Raw genomic sequence first — 15,329 nt, 5'->3', positions numbered from 1 at the left:
TTCGCCTGAAGGATCAGGCGATTTTCGACACGACGCGAATCTCCGCGTGTTCCACCCAGTCCGCCACCGCTTTCCTGTACGCCTCGATGTGTGCCGATTTCGCATGCACCGCCAGCGCTTCCTGACTTTCCCAACGCTCGACAAATACGAACCGGCGCGGCTCCTGCAGGTCGCGGTGCAGATCGTACTGAAGCGCGCCCTGCTCCTTGCGCGTCGGCCCGACGAGCCCTTCGAGCGCCTGCCGCAGTTGCTCTTCATAGCCCGGCTTCGCCACCGAGATTGCGACCACCGCGATTTCCGACATGTCTGATCTTCCTTTTCGCGAAAAGCAGCAGCATACCCGGCGCTCGCCAAAGCTGCAGGCGGCCCGCGCGCAAACCAGCGGCGTGCCTGTTCCGCCGTCGTTTGCGCTGACCAATAGACGGTTCGGGCATCCATCCGTATGAGTTCCGTCCTTGCCTGGAGTTTGGCGGGTGTCCGCTTGCCGCCCTGTTACGCTCGGTTTCATACAGGCGATTGATTGCGCCAGGGCGCAACTGGTTTGGCGCGCGGCAAACGGGCGGCAAACGGGCGGCGAACGGGCGCCAAACTCACGCCGGACGGCCGATTGGCGTGGAGATCGGCATCACCGCGGATATGACCCCGCCTCTGTGATAACCCGCACATTCACGCGAATTGCAAGCTGTTAGACTGGTTTTGACTAATTCGCCGGAGCCCAGCATGGCTGGCATCGCTCTCCGCGTTCCCGGGCTTTATCCGAGCTGCCCTGCGCACGCGCGGGCCGTGCATCCGTTGCGTGCCGAATTGCCTGGCGCGTCCCGTCACCCGCTTGCCGCGATGTCGCCATGTCCGCTCTCTTACCTGCCTTTATGCCATCAGTCAGCGAATTGACCCTGAGCGGCCTGCTCCCGCATCTGGTCCGGGACGAGTCCGGCTGGACCGCGACGTGGCGCGCGCTGACTTTGCATAGCGTGTTCCAGCCGGTGCTGTCGGTGACGCACCAGCGCGTGGTCGGCTACGAAGGCTTGCTGCGCGCCTTCGATCCAGTCGGTTTGCCGGTCTCGCCCGACGTGCTGTTTTCCGGCACCCGCTCAGCCGCCGACGCCCGCGAACTCGATCGCATCGCGCGCTGCCTGCATGTGGCGAATTTCATGGAGCAAGGCATCAGCACCGGCTGGCTGTTTTTGAACACGCGCCCGCAGGTGTTCGAAACCGGCTGGCCGCAACGCGCGTTTATCGACGAACTGTCGGCGCACTTCGGTCTGCCGCAGGAACGCATTGTGATCGAAGTGCTCGAGCAGCCCGCGGACGACGAATCCGCCGTCGCCAGCATGCTCGCCGCCTCGCAGCCGCGCGACTTCCTGATCGCGATAGACGACTTCGGCACCGGCTTCTCGAACTTCGACCGCGTGTGGCGCTTCCGCCCGGACATCGTCAAACTCGATCGTTCGCTGGTCGCGCGCGCCGGCAAGCGCGAAGGCGACGACTCGATGATCGGCCATCTGGTCTCGATGCTGCATCAGTCCGGCACGCTGGTGCTGGCCGAAGGCGTCGAAACCGATGAAGAGCTGATGATTCTGATGGAGGCCGATGTCGATTTCGTGCAGGGTTTCTGGCTCGGTCAGCCGAAGAGTTCCGTGCAGGCGGCCTGCGCCAAGGTGCCGGCGCTGATCGAATCGATGTGGAGCAAGTTCGCCGACTACGAACGCGCGCACGCCGGCCACCAGCGGCTCGGTTTCGAAGGTTTCGCAGAAGCGGTCCTGAGCGCCGCCGAGACCTACAAGGCCACCGGCGATTTGCGCCAGGCGGCGCAAAAGGTCTGGCATCTGCGCGAAGCACGCCGCGTGTTCATCACCGACGGGCAAGGTGAGCAAACTTTGCCCTCGGTCACGGCCGCCTCGGTGCCGCCGCCTCCGCTGCGGCTTGCGCCGCTCTATACCGATACGCGCAGCAACTGGTCGCGGCGCGCCTATTTCAAGCACGCGCTCGCCGCGCCGGGGCGCGTCGCGATGATGGGTCCGCATTATTCGCTCGCCGACGGTCAGGACTGCTACACCGCGGCCCTCGCCTTCGAGCATGACGGCCCGCATGTGTTGTGCGTCGATTTCGTGCCGACCGCCACGACTGCCGTTACGCGTCCTTCGGGACGCGGCAGCAAGCGCTAATCGTCCACCCGGCCGCGGCCGGATTTGATCTCACTGCGTTTGGCTTTGCCGTCGAGGCGCCGCCGGTTCGACGCGCGCGTCGGCCGGGTTGCGACGCGCGGCTTGCGTGTCACGCTGACGCTTTCGATCAGTTCATCGAGCCGCGCCAGCGCCGCCGCCCGGTTCATCTCCTGAGTCCGATGCTCCTGCGCCTTGATGATCACCACGCCGTCGCGCGTGAGCCGGTGATCGGACAGCGCGAGCAGGCGCATTTTCAACACTTCCGGCAAGGACGAAGCCTGCACATCGAAGCGCAGATGAATGGCGCTCGACACCTTGTTGACGTTCTGGCCGCCCGCTCCTTGCGCGCGCACTGCGGTCAGTTCGATTTCGTTCAGCGGGATGGGATAGCGGGATGTCATGACGCGAGCTTGAATCGGGAAACATGAGTGTACACAGCGCGCGGCCGATCACCGACTACGGACTATCGAGCGCGTCTGCCGATGCGAAAAACTATTTGCGTCGCCGCGGCCAGTTCATCGATACTGCGTTTTTCGCTTACAGCGTAAATTCACATGAAACTCCGTCCAGGATTTGTGCTGGAACTGGCTGTCAACTTTCTCTTGCCGTGGCTCGCCTACCGGCTTGCACTGCCGCATCTGGGCGAGACCGGCGCGTTGATCGCGTCAGCCGTGCCGCCGATCGTCTGGAGTCTGATCGAACTCGTGCGTTTCCGGCGCGTGGACGCGCTCAGCGTGATGGTGGTGGCCGGCATCGTGCTCTCGGTCGCGGCGATGGCGCTCGGCGGAAGTCCGCGCATGCTGCTGTTGCGCGAGTCGCTGGTATCCGGCGCGATCGGCGTGGTGTTTCTGCTCTCGCTGCCGATGCGCCGCCCGCTGATCTTCTATCTCGCGCGCGCCACCGTCGCGCGCGAAATGGAAGGCGGCGCGGCGCGCTTCGAGGCTCTGTGGCAGGAGCGGCCGGCGCTCGTCAGCGCGATGCGGTTGATGACGCTGGTGTGGGGCGTCGGCCTGACCGGCGAGACGGCGCTGCGTGCGTGGATGGCACTCACGTGGCCGATCGAGCGCTTCCTCGTAGTCTCGCCGTTTATCGGCTACGGCATTTATGGCGGCCTCACGTTGTGGACGTTCTGGTATCGGAAGACCATGCCTGGCCGGGTCGAGGTGGGCGTGCAGTCGGGTGGCGCGGCAGGTTGAGCGGGTTTGGCGCGAAATGGGCGCTATTCAGCACCGCGCCACACCTCCGCTATCCGCGCGGCTAACCCCGAGTCGCGCTGCGTCGGCGTCGCAATGGCCTGCGCCAGCACGGCGCGCGCGCCGATCACTTCGACCCGCTCACGCGCGCGGGTGATCGCCGTGTACACCAGTTCGCGCGACAACACCCGGCTGAATACCGACGGCAGCATCAGCACCGCGTGCTCGAACTCCGAGCCCTGCGATTTGTGGACCGTGAGCGCGAACGCCGTGTCGTGCGGCGGCAGCGCCGCCGGCGATACCGCTCGCAAGCCGCCATCGCCGGTCCGGAAATACACGCGCAACGCGCCGTTCGCGCCCGGCAGCGCAATGCCGATGTCGCCGTTGAAGAGACCGAGCGCGTAATCGTTGCGCGTCACCATTACGGGACGGCCGGCGAACCACTGCGCGCCCACGGCCAGCGTCACGCCCGCCGCACGCCGGACCTGCGCCGCCATCGCCGCATTCACCTGATCGACGCCGCGCGGTCCGGAACGGGTCGCGCACAAAATGCGAAAACGGTTCAACGCGTCGAACAGCGGCAACGGGTCGGGTGTTTCGGCTGCTAGCGCTGTGGCAAGCGCGTCGGCGTACGGCGCGAAACCTGTAGCGAGCCGTGCGACGGTGCGCTCGGCAAGCGTCGCGTGCATGTCTTCGTAAAGCGCCGCTGCGCACGTTTCCGTGGGATCGGTGCGCAGGACGTCGAGCGCAGCGCTCGCCGAGCCGTTGCGAATCGCGAGCGACAGGCGCCCGATGGGCGACTCCAGGCCAAACCGATAGTTGCGCTCGAGCCAGACGACACAATCGGCGAGCGGGTTCTGCATGGGCGACGCCGTGGCTATGTGCGACGGCGGTGGCGCGGCGCTTTCGAAAAGGTCACCAACGGGTAGTTCGTCGAAAGCACCAGCTGAGTCCGCGTGTGCGAACAGATCGTCGTCAGGCGCATCGGGCTGCGCGAAAAAATCTGCTGGCTCCTCGCCAAAGCTCCGCGACGCGCCCGGCAATGCCTGCGCGAGTTGCGAATCGTCGATGCCGAGCGCGTCGGCGATACGCTGCAAACCACCTTGCGTAAAAGCCGGGCGCGCGCTGAGTTCGGCGAACACCGCGCCGGCCTCGACGGCGGCGAGCTGGTCCTTGTCACCGAGCATCACGAGACGAGTCTGCGGGGCGATGGCGTCGAGCAGATGCGCGGCCATGGCGACGTCGATCATCGACGCCTCGTCGATCACGACGACGTCGTAAGGCAGCGGATTGTCCCGATGATGCCGGAAGCGTCCTCCCGGCCCGGAGCCGAGCAAACGGTGCAAGGTGTACGACGTCTGCGGCAAACGCGCGGCGAGTTCAGGCGGCAAATCGCCGGCCCGCGCGAGCAAGGCCTCCTGCATGCGCTGCGCGGCTTTGCCGGTGGGGGCCGCGAGTGCGATGCGCAAATCCGCGCGCGCATCGAGCAGGCAGGCAAGCACGCCGACCACGGTAGTGGTCTTGCCGGTGCCAGGTCCACCGCTGACGATGGTGAGTTGCCCGGACAGCGCCATGACCGCCGCGACGCGTTGCCAGTCGACTTCGTTGTCCTTCGGCGGACCGAAGTAGCGCAGGAGACGCTCGTGGAGGGTCTGGGCATCGGCCAATCGCTCAACACCCTCTCCCGCTCGCGCATGCGCCACCAACGCGCGCGCAAGCCGCCGCTCGTAGTCGTAATAGCGAGCCAGATACAGCCGCCCTTGCCCATCGACCACCAGCGGCCGCAACGCCGCCGAGCTTTGCGAACCATCGCTCGCCATGCCGCTCGCGAACAGTGCGGCGCGCACTTCGGCGCTCGACGCCTCGAAGCGTCGCGCCAGCACCGCGAGCGGCACGCATACATGGCCTTCGGCCGTCGCGCGGCTCGCGGCGAACGCGCTCCGCGCCGCCCACTTGACCGCCTCGGCCGACGCGCCGCCACGCCGCGCCAGCGCAGCGATGCGGCGCGCGAAACCTTCGGCGAGCGCAATACTGAAATCCGCCGGCGCGGGCAGACTCACGCCAATGTCGTCGAGCTCAGGCGGCGCCGATGCGCTCTGTTCGAACGTGCTCATGCAACACCCCCGATCATGGCCGCATCGAGCAACGCAACCAGTTCGAATGCGGGCCGCCGCATGTGCACGCCCGCCGGCCCGTCGGCATCGCGCCAATGCGGACGCACGCCGCGCACGAACAGATACAGATAGCCGCCGATATGCGTGTCGTACGAATAATCGCGCACTCGCGTTTTCAGATAACGATGCAGCGCGACCGTGTAAAGCAGCGCCTGCAGGTGATACGCATGACTCGCCATAGCCGCTTCGAGCGGAGCGGCGGCGTAGTCGGCGGCGGTATCGCCCAGATGATTCGACTTCCAGTCGACGATCCAGAAACGTCCGTCGTACTCGACGATCATGTCGATAAATCCTTTGACGAACCCACGCAACACGCCGGGTTCCAGTGCGACGTCGGGATAGCCATGCTCGATCAACAGTTCGCGCAACGCGGGGAAATCCAGCGACGGTGCGGCGAACAGAAATTCGAGCTCGTTCAGGCGCCGGCGCGGATTCAGCCCGGCGAGCGTCATGCCGGGCTGCAGTTCGGTGGTGACCAAGTCCCTGAGCAGGTTGTGCATCATCGCGGGCAGACGTGCAGCGAGTTCAGGCACAGCCGGCGCCGGACGCTCGCGCAACGCGCCGCGAATGGCGTCGGTCCATGTATGCGGGTCGGTGAAGTCAGCGAGCTCGAACATGCGGTGTAGACAATCGCCCGCAGCGGCGCCGCGCGGAAACGCGAGGATGTCGTCCTCGGCGTAGGCCGGAGCCTGCGGCGTGGGTGTGGGCGCGACAACCAGCGCATCGGCGATCTCGTCGTGATCGGGACGCACCTCTTCCACCGGCGCGTGCGTCTCTTCACTCTTACTGCCGGCGGCGATCAGCCCGCTGAAACTCGCCATGCGCCACTGATCGCGCAACGGCCTGCGATTGGCCCGCGCCTGCATGCGCGCGCTGCGATCCTGCAGGCTTTCAAGCGGCACGCGGCGCTCCGGCCTCGGCAGCGCAGCGAGCGTGATCGGCCCGCCCGCCAGTGCCTGCCAGCGCGCCGACAAGGCGGCTTCGTCGGGCGGCTCGGCGAGCCAGTCGCCGAAATCGTGACCCTCGCCGGCCACGAGCCAGTTCAACACGCTGCGGCGCGACTCCTTCGTGGAGCGCGAGGACTGATACGTACCGGCCACCAGATAGCAGCGGTACACCGCGCGCGTCAACGCCACGTAGACGAGCCGCGCCCGTTCCGCCGCCTGTTCGCGCACCGCGTAGCGCGACGCGTGCTCGGCTTCTTCGTCGTCGCAACCGTAGTGCAGCACCGCGTCGCCCATGTCGTCGTGATACTCGCGCGCATCCGGCAAACCGGACGACGGCGGCTCGCGCAACCCGCCGTCGTTCAGGAACGGACAGAACACCACCGCGTATTCGAGCCCTTTCGATTTGTGGACCGTGACGATCTGCACGAGGTTGCGGTCCGACTCGAGCCGCAACTGCGCGTCTTCGCCACCGCCCTGCGTGCGCTGCGCGGCGAGCCAGCGCAAGGTCGGCGCGATGCCGGGCTGCGTGGCCGCGCGCGCCTGGACGAGTTCGGCCAGGTGATTCACGTTCGTCAGACGGCGCTCGCCATCCGCTGCGGCAACCAGTCGTTGCGCGACACGCAGCTCACGCATCAGCGTGCGCCACATCACCGCGAAGCCGCGCTCATGCCACAGCGTGCGATAGCGCGAGAAACGCTCGACCCAGCCCATCGCGTCGGCGGCGTGCGCGGGATCGTCGGCAACCGATGGCGCGTCGGCGACCTGCTCGAGTCGCCACAACGCGGCGGCGTCGAGGCCGAGCCAATCGGTGGCCAGCGCGGCGCGCAGACGGCGCAGATCGCCGGGTGTATCGACGGCGGCCAGCACGCGCTCGATCTGCTCGGCGTCGAGCGTCGCAAACACCGACGCCTGCGCCAGCTCCACACTGCCGACACCCCACGCGGCCAGCACGCGTTTGATCAGACTGCCCTGCTTATGCGTTTGCACCAGCACCGCGATGTTGCCCGGTGCAAGCGGCGAGTCGCCGATCGTGACCAGACCTTCGCGCGCGCCGCGCAGCAGACGCACGATCTCGGCGGCGCACGCTTCGCTCGCTTCGCGCTGCGCCTCGCGTTTGGTCAGCGCGGCGTCGCCTTGCGGCAAGGTCCAGATACGGAAGTCGCCGGCGCTCGCGTCCGGATCGGAGAACGGCGGCCTGCGCCGTTCGCCCGCGCGCACCGGCTGGTAGTCGAGACCGTCCAGCACGAATGCCTGTGAATTGGCTTCGAAAAGCCGGTTGCACGCCTCGACGATGGGCGCGGTCGAGCGCTGATTGACGGCCAGCGTGTAGCACGCGGATGCCGCCTCGCGCGCCGCCAGATAGGTATGCAGATCCGCCGCGCGAAAACTGTAGATTGCCTGCTTCGGATCGCCGACCAGAAACAGCGGACCGGCCGGCGCGAAGATGCGGCTGAAGATCGCGAATTGCAGTGGATCGGTGTCCTGGAACTCGTCGATCAACGCGGCGGGATAACGCGTGCGCAACGCATCGGCAAGCCAGGGATGCGCCGCGAGCGCGCGATACAGGTTGGACAGCAGATCGTCGAACGACACCACGCGGCGCGTGCGTTTGCGCGCCACCAGTTCGGCCGGCGCGTAGTCGAGCCAGGTTTGCACGAGCGAGAGCCAGCGCGCGCGTTGCGCGGCTTCCGCTGCGACCACGGCCGCCGCCAGCGCTTCCGCATGTTCGAAGAACGCATGTTCGGGCGGCTCGAACTTGACCTTGGTAGCCTTCTTCAACGCCGAAGCAGTCAGCTTCAACGCGGCCTTCGGCGGCGGCGCATGACAATCGCCCTGCGCGAAGTACTCGGTCCATGCGGCGATCGCGGCGCTCACATGGTCGGGCTTGTGCGAGGTCTTGCTCAGACGGTCTTGCGCCTCGGTCAACAAACGGACGATCGCATCGCGCTCCGCATGCCAGACCTCGCAGGCAGCGTCGAACCCGGCTTGCGGATCGGCGCCCGTGCCGCTTGCGTCGACCTTGCCCCAGCGCAACTGCGCCAACGGCTTTTTCAGCCGACGCGCGAGTTGCTCGTCGAATGAAGCGGGACCGGCACGTTTTGCCACCAGCCACGCGGCGAACGCAGGATGCGCATGCGCCACCGGCTCCACCTGCTCACGCCAGAAATCAGCCGCCATTTCGAAGCGCAAGGCGGCGTCGTCGGCTTCCATTTCGAAGGCGAACGGCATGGCCGCGGCGAACGGCGCTTCCTGCAACGCGCGCTGACAGAATGCGTGGATGGTGTGGATCGCCGCCTGGTCGAAGGTGCGCAGCGCGCGCCGCACCACTTTCAACGCGTCTTCGCGCGCAATGCCCCGCTCCGGCGCCAGCGTCGTTTCAAAGAGACGGCGGATGAACGGATCGCCGCCGTCGTCATCCATATCGATGGCACGATCCAATTCCGCGAGACGCCCGCGAATGCGCTCATGCAACTCCGCAGTCGCCGCCTTAGTGAACGTGACGACGAGGATCTGATCGGCGTTCAGGTTCTTTTCGAGCAGCAGCCGTACGTACAGCGCGCAGATATTCCAGGTCTTGCCGGTGCCCGCCGACGCCTCGATCTGATTCACGCCGTCGAGCGAACAGGCGAAGACGTCCAGCTCTTCGGCGACCAGCGCGTGATGCTTCATGGCGCCGCTCATGATGCGCTCCGCAGATGCTGCAGGAGCGGCCTGAACACGATCGCGGCGAGGCTGCCGAACGGTTCGTCGAGCGTGAGCGGCGTGCCGCGCAATGCAATGCGCAGGGCGGGGTCGTCGGACTCGCCGCGCACGCGGTCATTGATCCACACGCTCTGCGCCGCGGAATCGCTTTCGCTGACTTTGGTCCACGCGCTCTTCGGGAAGAAGCGCAGCGGCAGCATGCGCCCTGCCTTGAACAACGCAGCGAGCGGCGCCAGTTCGTCGAGCGGCGCAGCGACCGGCGCGAGTTCAAAGCTCTCGCCGCTGCCATGCCATACGGTGCGGCGCGGACCGTCCGGCCGCGCGGCGCAATAGACCAGATGCGCGAGCCACGCCGACAGGTAGTCGCGTGCGGTAGGTTTGGCGTAGCGGAAAATCACTTGTCCCGTTTCGGTGAGCAGGTTCAGACTGCCGTGCAGTTGCAGCGGCGTTTCGGCGGCTTGCCGAAGCAGCGCGTCATGCGGGCCGAACAGCGCGCCGGCAAGCTCTTCGCTCTCGGGCCAGCGCGGCGCGATGTCGAGTACGAACGGCAAACGCTCGACACCCGAAGCCACCTCGCGCCGCACGCTGTCTGCTAGTTGACGCAACGCGCCGAGTTCGCGCGAACGCCACACTGCGCCGGTCGCACCGCCCGGCAATTCCGGGCTCGCTGCCGCCACACGGCGCACGCGTTCGAACACGACATCGTCGTCCGTATCGACGTCGAGCAGCACGGGCAAAAGACGGTCCGCCAATGCGTCGCGCCCCGCGTAGTCCAGGTCGAACGGCTCGGTGTCGAGCAATTCGCCTTGTGCTTCCGACAACACGATGCCCAGACGGTCGCGCAACAAAGCCCGCGCCGGATGACGCCAGAACCGCACGAATTCGTCGAAGGCAATCGGCGCCGGCTCTTCCGGCGGCAACGGTCGATCGAAGAACGGCGCCGCAGCTGCGTGCGTGGGCGCGGCCAGCAACGTGGCCAGCTCGGCGCGGTCCGCGTCGTAGCTGAACAGCCCGGATTGCGACGAGAAATAGTCCGACGCGAACGCCTGCAACGGATGATCGACGATGAACGCATGCCGCGCGCGCTCGACTTCCGCGGGACTTGCGCCCTCGCCCGCCGACGCCTGCGCGAGATGGTCGAGCAATTCGTCGACCAGCGCGGCCGGCGGCAACGGCGCGTTGTCGCGAATGCTGCGGCCCGTATAAGCGATGAAGAGACGATCGCGCGCGGCGAGCAAAAGATCGAGGAACAGATTGCGCTCGTCGTCGCGCCGCTGACGGTCGCCGGCTTTGCCGAACGCGGCCATCAGGTCGAACTCGTCGGCGCGCGCGAGACTCGGCAACACGCCGTCGTCCATGCCGAGCAGACAGACGACGCGATACGGCAAGCCGCGCAAACTCGTCAACGAGGAAAACGTTACGCTGCCCCAAGGCACGCCGCCGCGCGCGGGGTCGTCGAGTGCTTCGGTGAGCGCGCCGCGCACCACTGCGGCGGGCATCGCCACTTCTTGCGCGCCGGCTTGCATCGAGTCGCCCATCTTGTCGATCGCATCGCGCACGGCGGCGAGCGAATCGGCGAACTCGACGCCGCCGTCGAAACATTGCGCGAGCGTTTCGAGCAACAGTTGCGTCCATTCGGAGGGCGTACGCTCGATCGCGCAATTCGCCGCGAAGCTGTCGATGTCGTCGACGAAACGCGACAGGCGGCCGAGCAGTTCCGCACCCGAGCCGTCGGCGCCTTCGACCGGCAGCCAGGCATCGACCGGTTCGCCGCCGTCCGGCATTGCGTAGCCGAGATAAAGACGCGTGAGTGCATCCGCGAACGTATGACGGGCGATCGGCACGTGTTCGCCGGTCGGCTCGACCGGCGCGAGCCCGCGACGCGCGCCTGCCGCGGCCAGCCATTCCTGCGCGGCTTCGAGCGAACTCGCGTCGATGCCGTAACGCACGGCAATCGCGTCGACGCGCAGCCATTCGATCAGATCCGGCGCGCCCACGCTGCGCTCGGGCAAGGCCAGCCAATCGAGCAGCAAACGCGCAACCGGATTGGCCTGCGACGGCGGCAAGCCGGTAATCCGATACGGAATGCGGCGCGTGTCGCCAGGCGGCGTGGTGCCGAACACGGCGTCGATCAAAGGACCGGCCGCCGCGAGATCCGACACGGCGACCAGCACGTCGGACGGCTGCAGGTCGTCGAACTCGTCGAACCAGCCGAGCAGACGATCGTGCAGCACTTCGAGCTGGCGCGACAGGCTGTGGCAGACATGCACTTCGATGCCGCTCTCGATCGGCAATTCGTCAGCCTCAGTCTCGTCCTGCAGATTGAGGATGCCGTTCTGCACGGCGGCCAGCCAACTCGGCTCTGGATTCTCCGTGAAGTCGCCGACCTCGCCTGAAGCAGCGCTCTCGGTCAACTCGTGGAGCATGTGCAATTGCGCCTGAGTCTGGCGGCCCCACTCGGCGAGCAGCGGATGGCCGACTTGCTGATAGTCGAGCTGGCCGGCGGCGTCGAGCGCTTCGACGCGCCCTGCGCTGACGACGTCGAACCAGAACTCGCGGCACGGATTCATCACGTACAGCCGCACGTCGACCCAACGCGAGAGCGCGCGCAGCAACGCCACGTGCAACGGCGGCATGGTCGGCAGCGCGAACACGCTGACCGCTTCGGGCCACTGCGCATTCGAAATCGCCTCGAGATCGAGCTTGCCGATTTCGTCGAGAAAACGATAAGCAGGCGGTAAAGCGGCGGCGGGCGTTTGCGCGTCGCCCGAGAGTTCCGTGAGCACCGCGCGCCACAATGCCGCTTGCCAACGTTCATCCTCGCGCGCCGCTTCGCTTGCACCGACGAGGCGCGGACCGGTGTCGTCCATCGCGCCGCTCGCGAAGATCGAGCCGCCCTTCTGCCATTGCAACAGCCATTCCGGGCGATAGGTCAGATAGTGGTCGAGTACGGTCGCCACGCGCCGCGCGAGTTCGTAGCGCATGGACGCGTCCGCCGCATCGAGATACGTCCGCAAACGTGGTGACGCATTCCAGGGCAGCGCTTCGTCAGCATCGCCTAGCAGCCGGTAGCAGCGCCACACGAGCCGGTCCGGCGCGAACGGCGAATGCTTCGGCACCTCGATCACGCCGCCGATCTGCGCCCATAGCCATTGCGCGAGATAACCAAAGTTGACATTCGCACAGATGCCCTGGCGCGCGGCAATGTCCAGCTCGAGCCGGCGCCGCACCGCCGCGCTCGGCACGATCACCGGCTGCGCGGTCCAGGGATCGGACGGCGCTTGTGCCAGGTTGTCGAGCAGCGCGCCGACAAGGGTTTCGTAGCGATTCGAGTAGAAGAGCTGGAGCATGGATCCTGAGGCTTGCGGGCGGCACGGGCGGAACGCCACGAGCCGCGACAGACATTGAAGCGACAGCATAACAAACGCATCCCCAGGGCAGAACCTGGCCGAACGGACGAGGTCAGATCAGCCATGAAATCAGTTAGACTCGACGGCAGTTCGGGCTGCCCCGGGTCTGCCCCATCAACCGCGGTTTTCTCAGTGAATGGAATCCAGGCAGTCGATGCGCTATTCGGTTGAAATAAAAAAATTCCTCTATAGCCAGTACTTTTATGGCGGCCTGCGCATCGCAGTTGGCGTGTCGTTACCGGCGGTACTGTGTCTGATCGTGTTTCACGACCGCGAGCTCGGCTTCACGATCGCGACCGGCGCGCTCGGCGCGTGCGTCGTGGATATGCCGGGCCCGCTCAAGTACAAGCACAACGAGATGCTGGCGTGCACGGTGATCGGTTTCCTGTCCGCGCTCGCCACCGGGCTCGCCACGGTGAACGCGGTGGCGCTGTGGTGCACGGTCGTGCCGCTCACCTTCCTGCTGTCCCTGATCGTCGTTTACGGCAACCGCTGGCCGCAGATCAGCTTTGCCACGCTGTTCATGATGATCATGACGCTGGAAGAGCACTTCACGCCCATGCAGGCGCTCGTCAACGCGTCGTGGATTCTGGTGGGCGGCCTCTGGTACACCTACTGGTCGACCTTCGTGAGCCGCTGGATGATGCATCGCATCGAACAGCAGGCGCTGGCCGAAAGCGTGTTCGCGTGCGCCGACTATCTGCTGGCGCGCGCCGAGTTTTACGACCTCGATAACGATCTCGACGAGTGTTATCGCAACCTCGTCGACAAGCAGATCACCGCGGTGGAACGCCAGGACGCCGCGCGCGACATCGTGCTGCGCAATCTGCCCAGGTTCAAAAGCGGCAAGCTCGAACCGCGCCGCGCCATGCTGTTCAATCTGTTCATCAACACCGTCGATCTGCACGAACTGTTCGTCGGCGCGCATACCGATTATCCATTGGTGCGCACTACGTTCGGCGGCTCCGATCTGCTGGTGTTCTACCGCGATCTGATTCGCAAGGCGGCTGCCGATCTGGAAGAGATCGGCCTCGCGGTGCTGCAGAACCATGCGCCGCGTGGGCGCGTGAACGTGAAGGCGGAGTTGCGCGCCATCGAGTTCGAAATCGAACTGATGCGCAAGCAGGATCTGCCGGCAAAAAACCACGAGGCTTATTCAGCGATCTCGTCGACTTTCCGGCGCGTCTGGAGCGCCACGCGACTGATCGACAAAATGCGCAAGAGTCTCTCGAGCGAGCCCAGCACGAGCGAGACCGAATTGCGACTCGACCAGGCGCTCACGCGTTTCGTATCGAGCCGGCGCGTGCCGTTCGGGCAGATCTTCTCGAACCTGACCATGGCCTCGCCGAGCTTCCGTCACGCGTTGCGCGTGACGATCGCCGTCGCCGTGGGCTTCTGGCTAGGCCGCCTGCTGCCGCTCACCAACGCCTACTGGATCGTGATGACCACCGTCATCATTCTGAAGCCCGGCTATTCGCTGACCAAACAGCGCAACGGGCAGCGGATCGTCGGTACGCTGATCGGCTGCGCGGCGAGTATCGCGCTGATGATCTTCGTCAAGGAACCGCACATTCTGCTGGTGGTGATGTTCGCGTCGATGGTCATGAGCTACAGCCTGCTGCTGTTCAATTACACGGCGAGCGTGGTGTTCACCTCGTCGTATGTGCTGCTCATGTTCCATCTGCTCGCGCCGGGCAGCATGCGCATCATCGGCGAGCGCGCGATCGATACCGTGGTGGGCTGCGCGATCGCGATCGCGGCAAGCCACCTGTTCCCGTACTGGGAATATCGTTTGATGGGCAAGCTCGTCAACAACATGATCAACGCGACGCGCCAGTATCTGGAAGCAAGCTGGTGGTGGAGCGGCAAGCCGGCCGCCGCGGTGGTGGCGACCGTGACCGAAGCCGGGGCGCGTGCGCCGGCGGCGGCGATGGCCGATCCGGCGATCGACTTTGGTGAGCCGGTGTTGGTGGCGGCTAGTGGTGGGGCACGCGGTGGCAGCGGCACCATTGCAAGCGGTCACGCCGGCGCTGGTGCAGGTGGCAACGCGAACGCCGGCGCACACGGTGTCGCTAATGCGGTGGCTACAGCGTCGGTCGACGCAACAACAAAACCCGTTGCCGACGCCGGCGCCAGCGCGGGCACGACCACCGTCAGCAATCCGACCGCGAAACCCGTCTCCGGCGCCTCCGCGGCCGCCGCAGCGGCCGCGACCGCACTCGATCGCGACTACCGCTACCGGCTCGCCCGCAAGAACGTTCACGTGGCGTTCGCCAATCTGGGTCAGGCATTTCAGCGCATGATGCTCGAACCGAAGTCCGCGCAGAAGTTCGTGCCGGAGTTGAATGGGCTGCTGGTGCGCAGTCACGTGCTCGCCTCGCAGATCACCGCGGCCGCGCCGCTCTTGCGCACTTCGGCGCAACAGCAGGTCGACGGCGTCTCGCTACAGCCGCTGCAACGCGCGCTGAGCGTCGTGCGCGACAATCTCACCGAAGCTGAAAGCGGCACCGCGCCAGCCGCCGATCAAAGCGAGCAGATCAAACTGCTGGGCCGTGAACTCGATGCGATGGTGGTCGAAACGGAGAAGTCGCCGGACTATTCGGCGGATGCCGTCCATGACATGAAATTGCTCGCCCATCAGTGCAAGCAGATGCTGTCGGCGGCGGCGCAGATTCGCAAGGATGCGAGCGTGATTCGTCTGCCGGACGAGTGAAATGGCGCGTGAATGCGCACGTCG

8 protein-coding genes are annotated in these 15,329 nt (G+C 65.9%); 3 read left to right on the top strand and 5 right to left on the bottom strand.

The genetic code is table 11. The features are described from left to right. Positions 1-13: 13 nt before the first annotated feature. A complete protein-coding gene (locus PQR54_RS19665; RefSeq protein WP_106313988.1) occupies positions 14-304 on the bottom strand; it encodes a putative quinol monooxygenase in 291 nt (96 codons plus the stop codon). A gap of 541 nt (positions 305-845) precedes the next feature. Here PQR54_RS19665 and PQR54_RS19660 point away from each other — a divergent pair. After that, on the top strand, positions 846-2,165 hold the full coding sequence (locus PQR54_RS19660) for an EAL domain-containing protein (protein ID WP_408248548.1): 1,320 nt from the start codon (positions 846-848) through the stop codon (positions 2,163-2,165). On the opposite strand, the gene arfB is transcribed toward PQR54_RS19660, so the two are convergent. Continuing rightward, entirely contained in the window at positions 2,162-2,566 is a 405-nt protein-coding gene (arfB, locus tag PQR54_RS19655) for an alternative ribosome rescue aminoacyl-tRNA hydrolase ArfB (RefSeq protein ID WP_408248546.1), read from the bottom strand. The genes PQR54_RS19660 and arfB overlap by 4 nt on opposite strands. A gap of 153 nt (positions 2,567-2,719) precedes the next feature. Between arfB and PQR54_RS19650 the strand changes: the two genes are divergently transcribed. Continuing rightward, the gene (locus PQR54_RS19650; RefSeq protein ID WP_408248544.1) at positions 2,720-3,361 is read left to right on the top strand and encodes a VC0807 family protein; all 642 of its coding nucleotides are present in this window, start codon (positions 2,720-2,722) and stop codon (positions 3,359-3,361) included. A 23-nt stretch (positions 3,362-3,384) separates the two neighbouring features. On the opposite strand, the gene PQR54_RS19645 is transcribed toward PQR54_RS19650, so the two are convergent. Genes PQR54_RS19645 through recC form a run of 3 tightly spaced genes read right to left on the bottom strand, consistent with a single transcriptional unit; the run spans position 3,385 to position 12,532 of the window. After that, positions 3,385-5,472: an AAA family ATPase gene (locus PQR54_RS19645; protein WP_408248542.1), complete on the bottom strand. Its 2,088-nt coding sequence runs from the start codon at positions 5,470-5,472 to the stop codon at positions 3,385-3,387. Then, positions 5,469-9,161, bottom strand: coding sequence for an exodeoxyribonuclease V subunit beta (recB, locus tag PQR54_RS19640; protein ID WP_408248540.1), 3,693 nt, complete (start codon positions 9,159-9,161; stop codon positions 5,469-5,471). The genes PQR54_RS19645 and recB overlap by 4 nt, the downstream gene beginning before the upstream one ends. Continuing rightward, a complete protein-coding gene (gene recC / locus PQR54_RS19635; protein ID WP_408248538.1) occupies positions 9,158-12,532 on the bottom strand; it encodes an exodeoxyribonuclease V subunit gamma in 3,375 nt (1,124 codons plus the stop codon). The genes recB and recC overlap by 4 nt, the downstream gene beginning before the upstream one ends. A 214-nt stretch (positions 12,533-12,746) precedes the next feature. Here recC and PQR54_RS19630 point away from each other — a divergent pair, with 214 nt between their 5' ends. Continuing rightward, positions 12,747-15,305 (top strand): FUSC family protein, encoded by a 2,559-nt coding sequence (locus tag PQR54_RS19630; protein WP_408248687.1) that lies wholly within the window; start codon positions 12,747-12,749, stop codon positions 15,303-15,305. The last annotated feature ends 24 nt before the right edge of the window (positions 15,306-15,329 follow it).

The sequence above is a fragment of the Paraburkholderia phytofirmans genome, assembly GCF_046028095.1.
Taxonomy (GTDB): domain Bacteria; phylum Pseudomonadota; class Gammaproteobacteria; order Burkholderiales; family Burkholderiaceae; genus Paraburkholderia; species Paraburkholderia phytofirmans_A.
This window is presented reverse-complemented; position numbering and strand designations above follow the sequence as displayed.

What these genes read in the sequence shown, in the direction of transcription:
- arfB (WP_408248546.1), bottom strand. Translation starts at nt 2,566, where the DNA reads ATGACATCCCGCTATCCCATCCCGCTGAACGAAATCGAACTGACCGCA.
- PQR54_RS19645 (WP_408248542.1), bottom strand. Translation starts at nt 5,472, where the DNA reads ATGAGCACGTTCGAACAGAGCGCATCGGCGCCGCCTGAGCTCGACGAC.
- PQR54_RS19660 (WP_408248548.1), top strand. Translation starts at nt 846, where the DNA reads ATGTCCGCTCTCTTACCTGCCTTTATGCCATCAGTCAGCGAATTGACC.
- recC (WP_408248538.1), bottom strand. Translation starts at nt 12,532, where the DNA reads ATGCTCCAGCTCTTCTACTCGAATCGCTACGAAACCCTTGTCGGCGCG.
- PQR54_RS19650 (WP_408248544.1), top strand. Translation starts at nt 2,720, where the DNA reads ATGAAACTCCGTCCAGGATTTGTGCTGGAACTGGCTGTCAACTTTCTC.
- recB (WP_408248540.1), bottom strand. Translation starts at nt 9,161, where the DNA reads ATGAGCGGCGCCATGAAGCATCACGCGCTGGTCGCCGAAGAGCTGGAC.
- PQR54_RS19665 (WP_106313988.1), bottom strand. Translation starts at nt 304, where the DNA reads ATGTCGGAAATCGCGGTGGTCGCAATCTCGGTGGCGAAGCCGGGCTAT.
- PQR54_RS19630 (WP_408248687.1), top strand. Translation starts at nt 12,747, where the DNA reads ATGCGCTATTCGGTTGAAATAAAAAAATTCCTCTATAGCCAGTACTTT.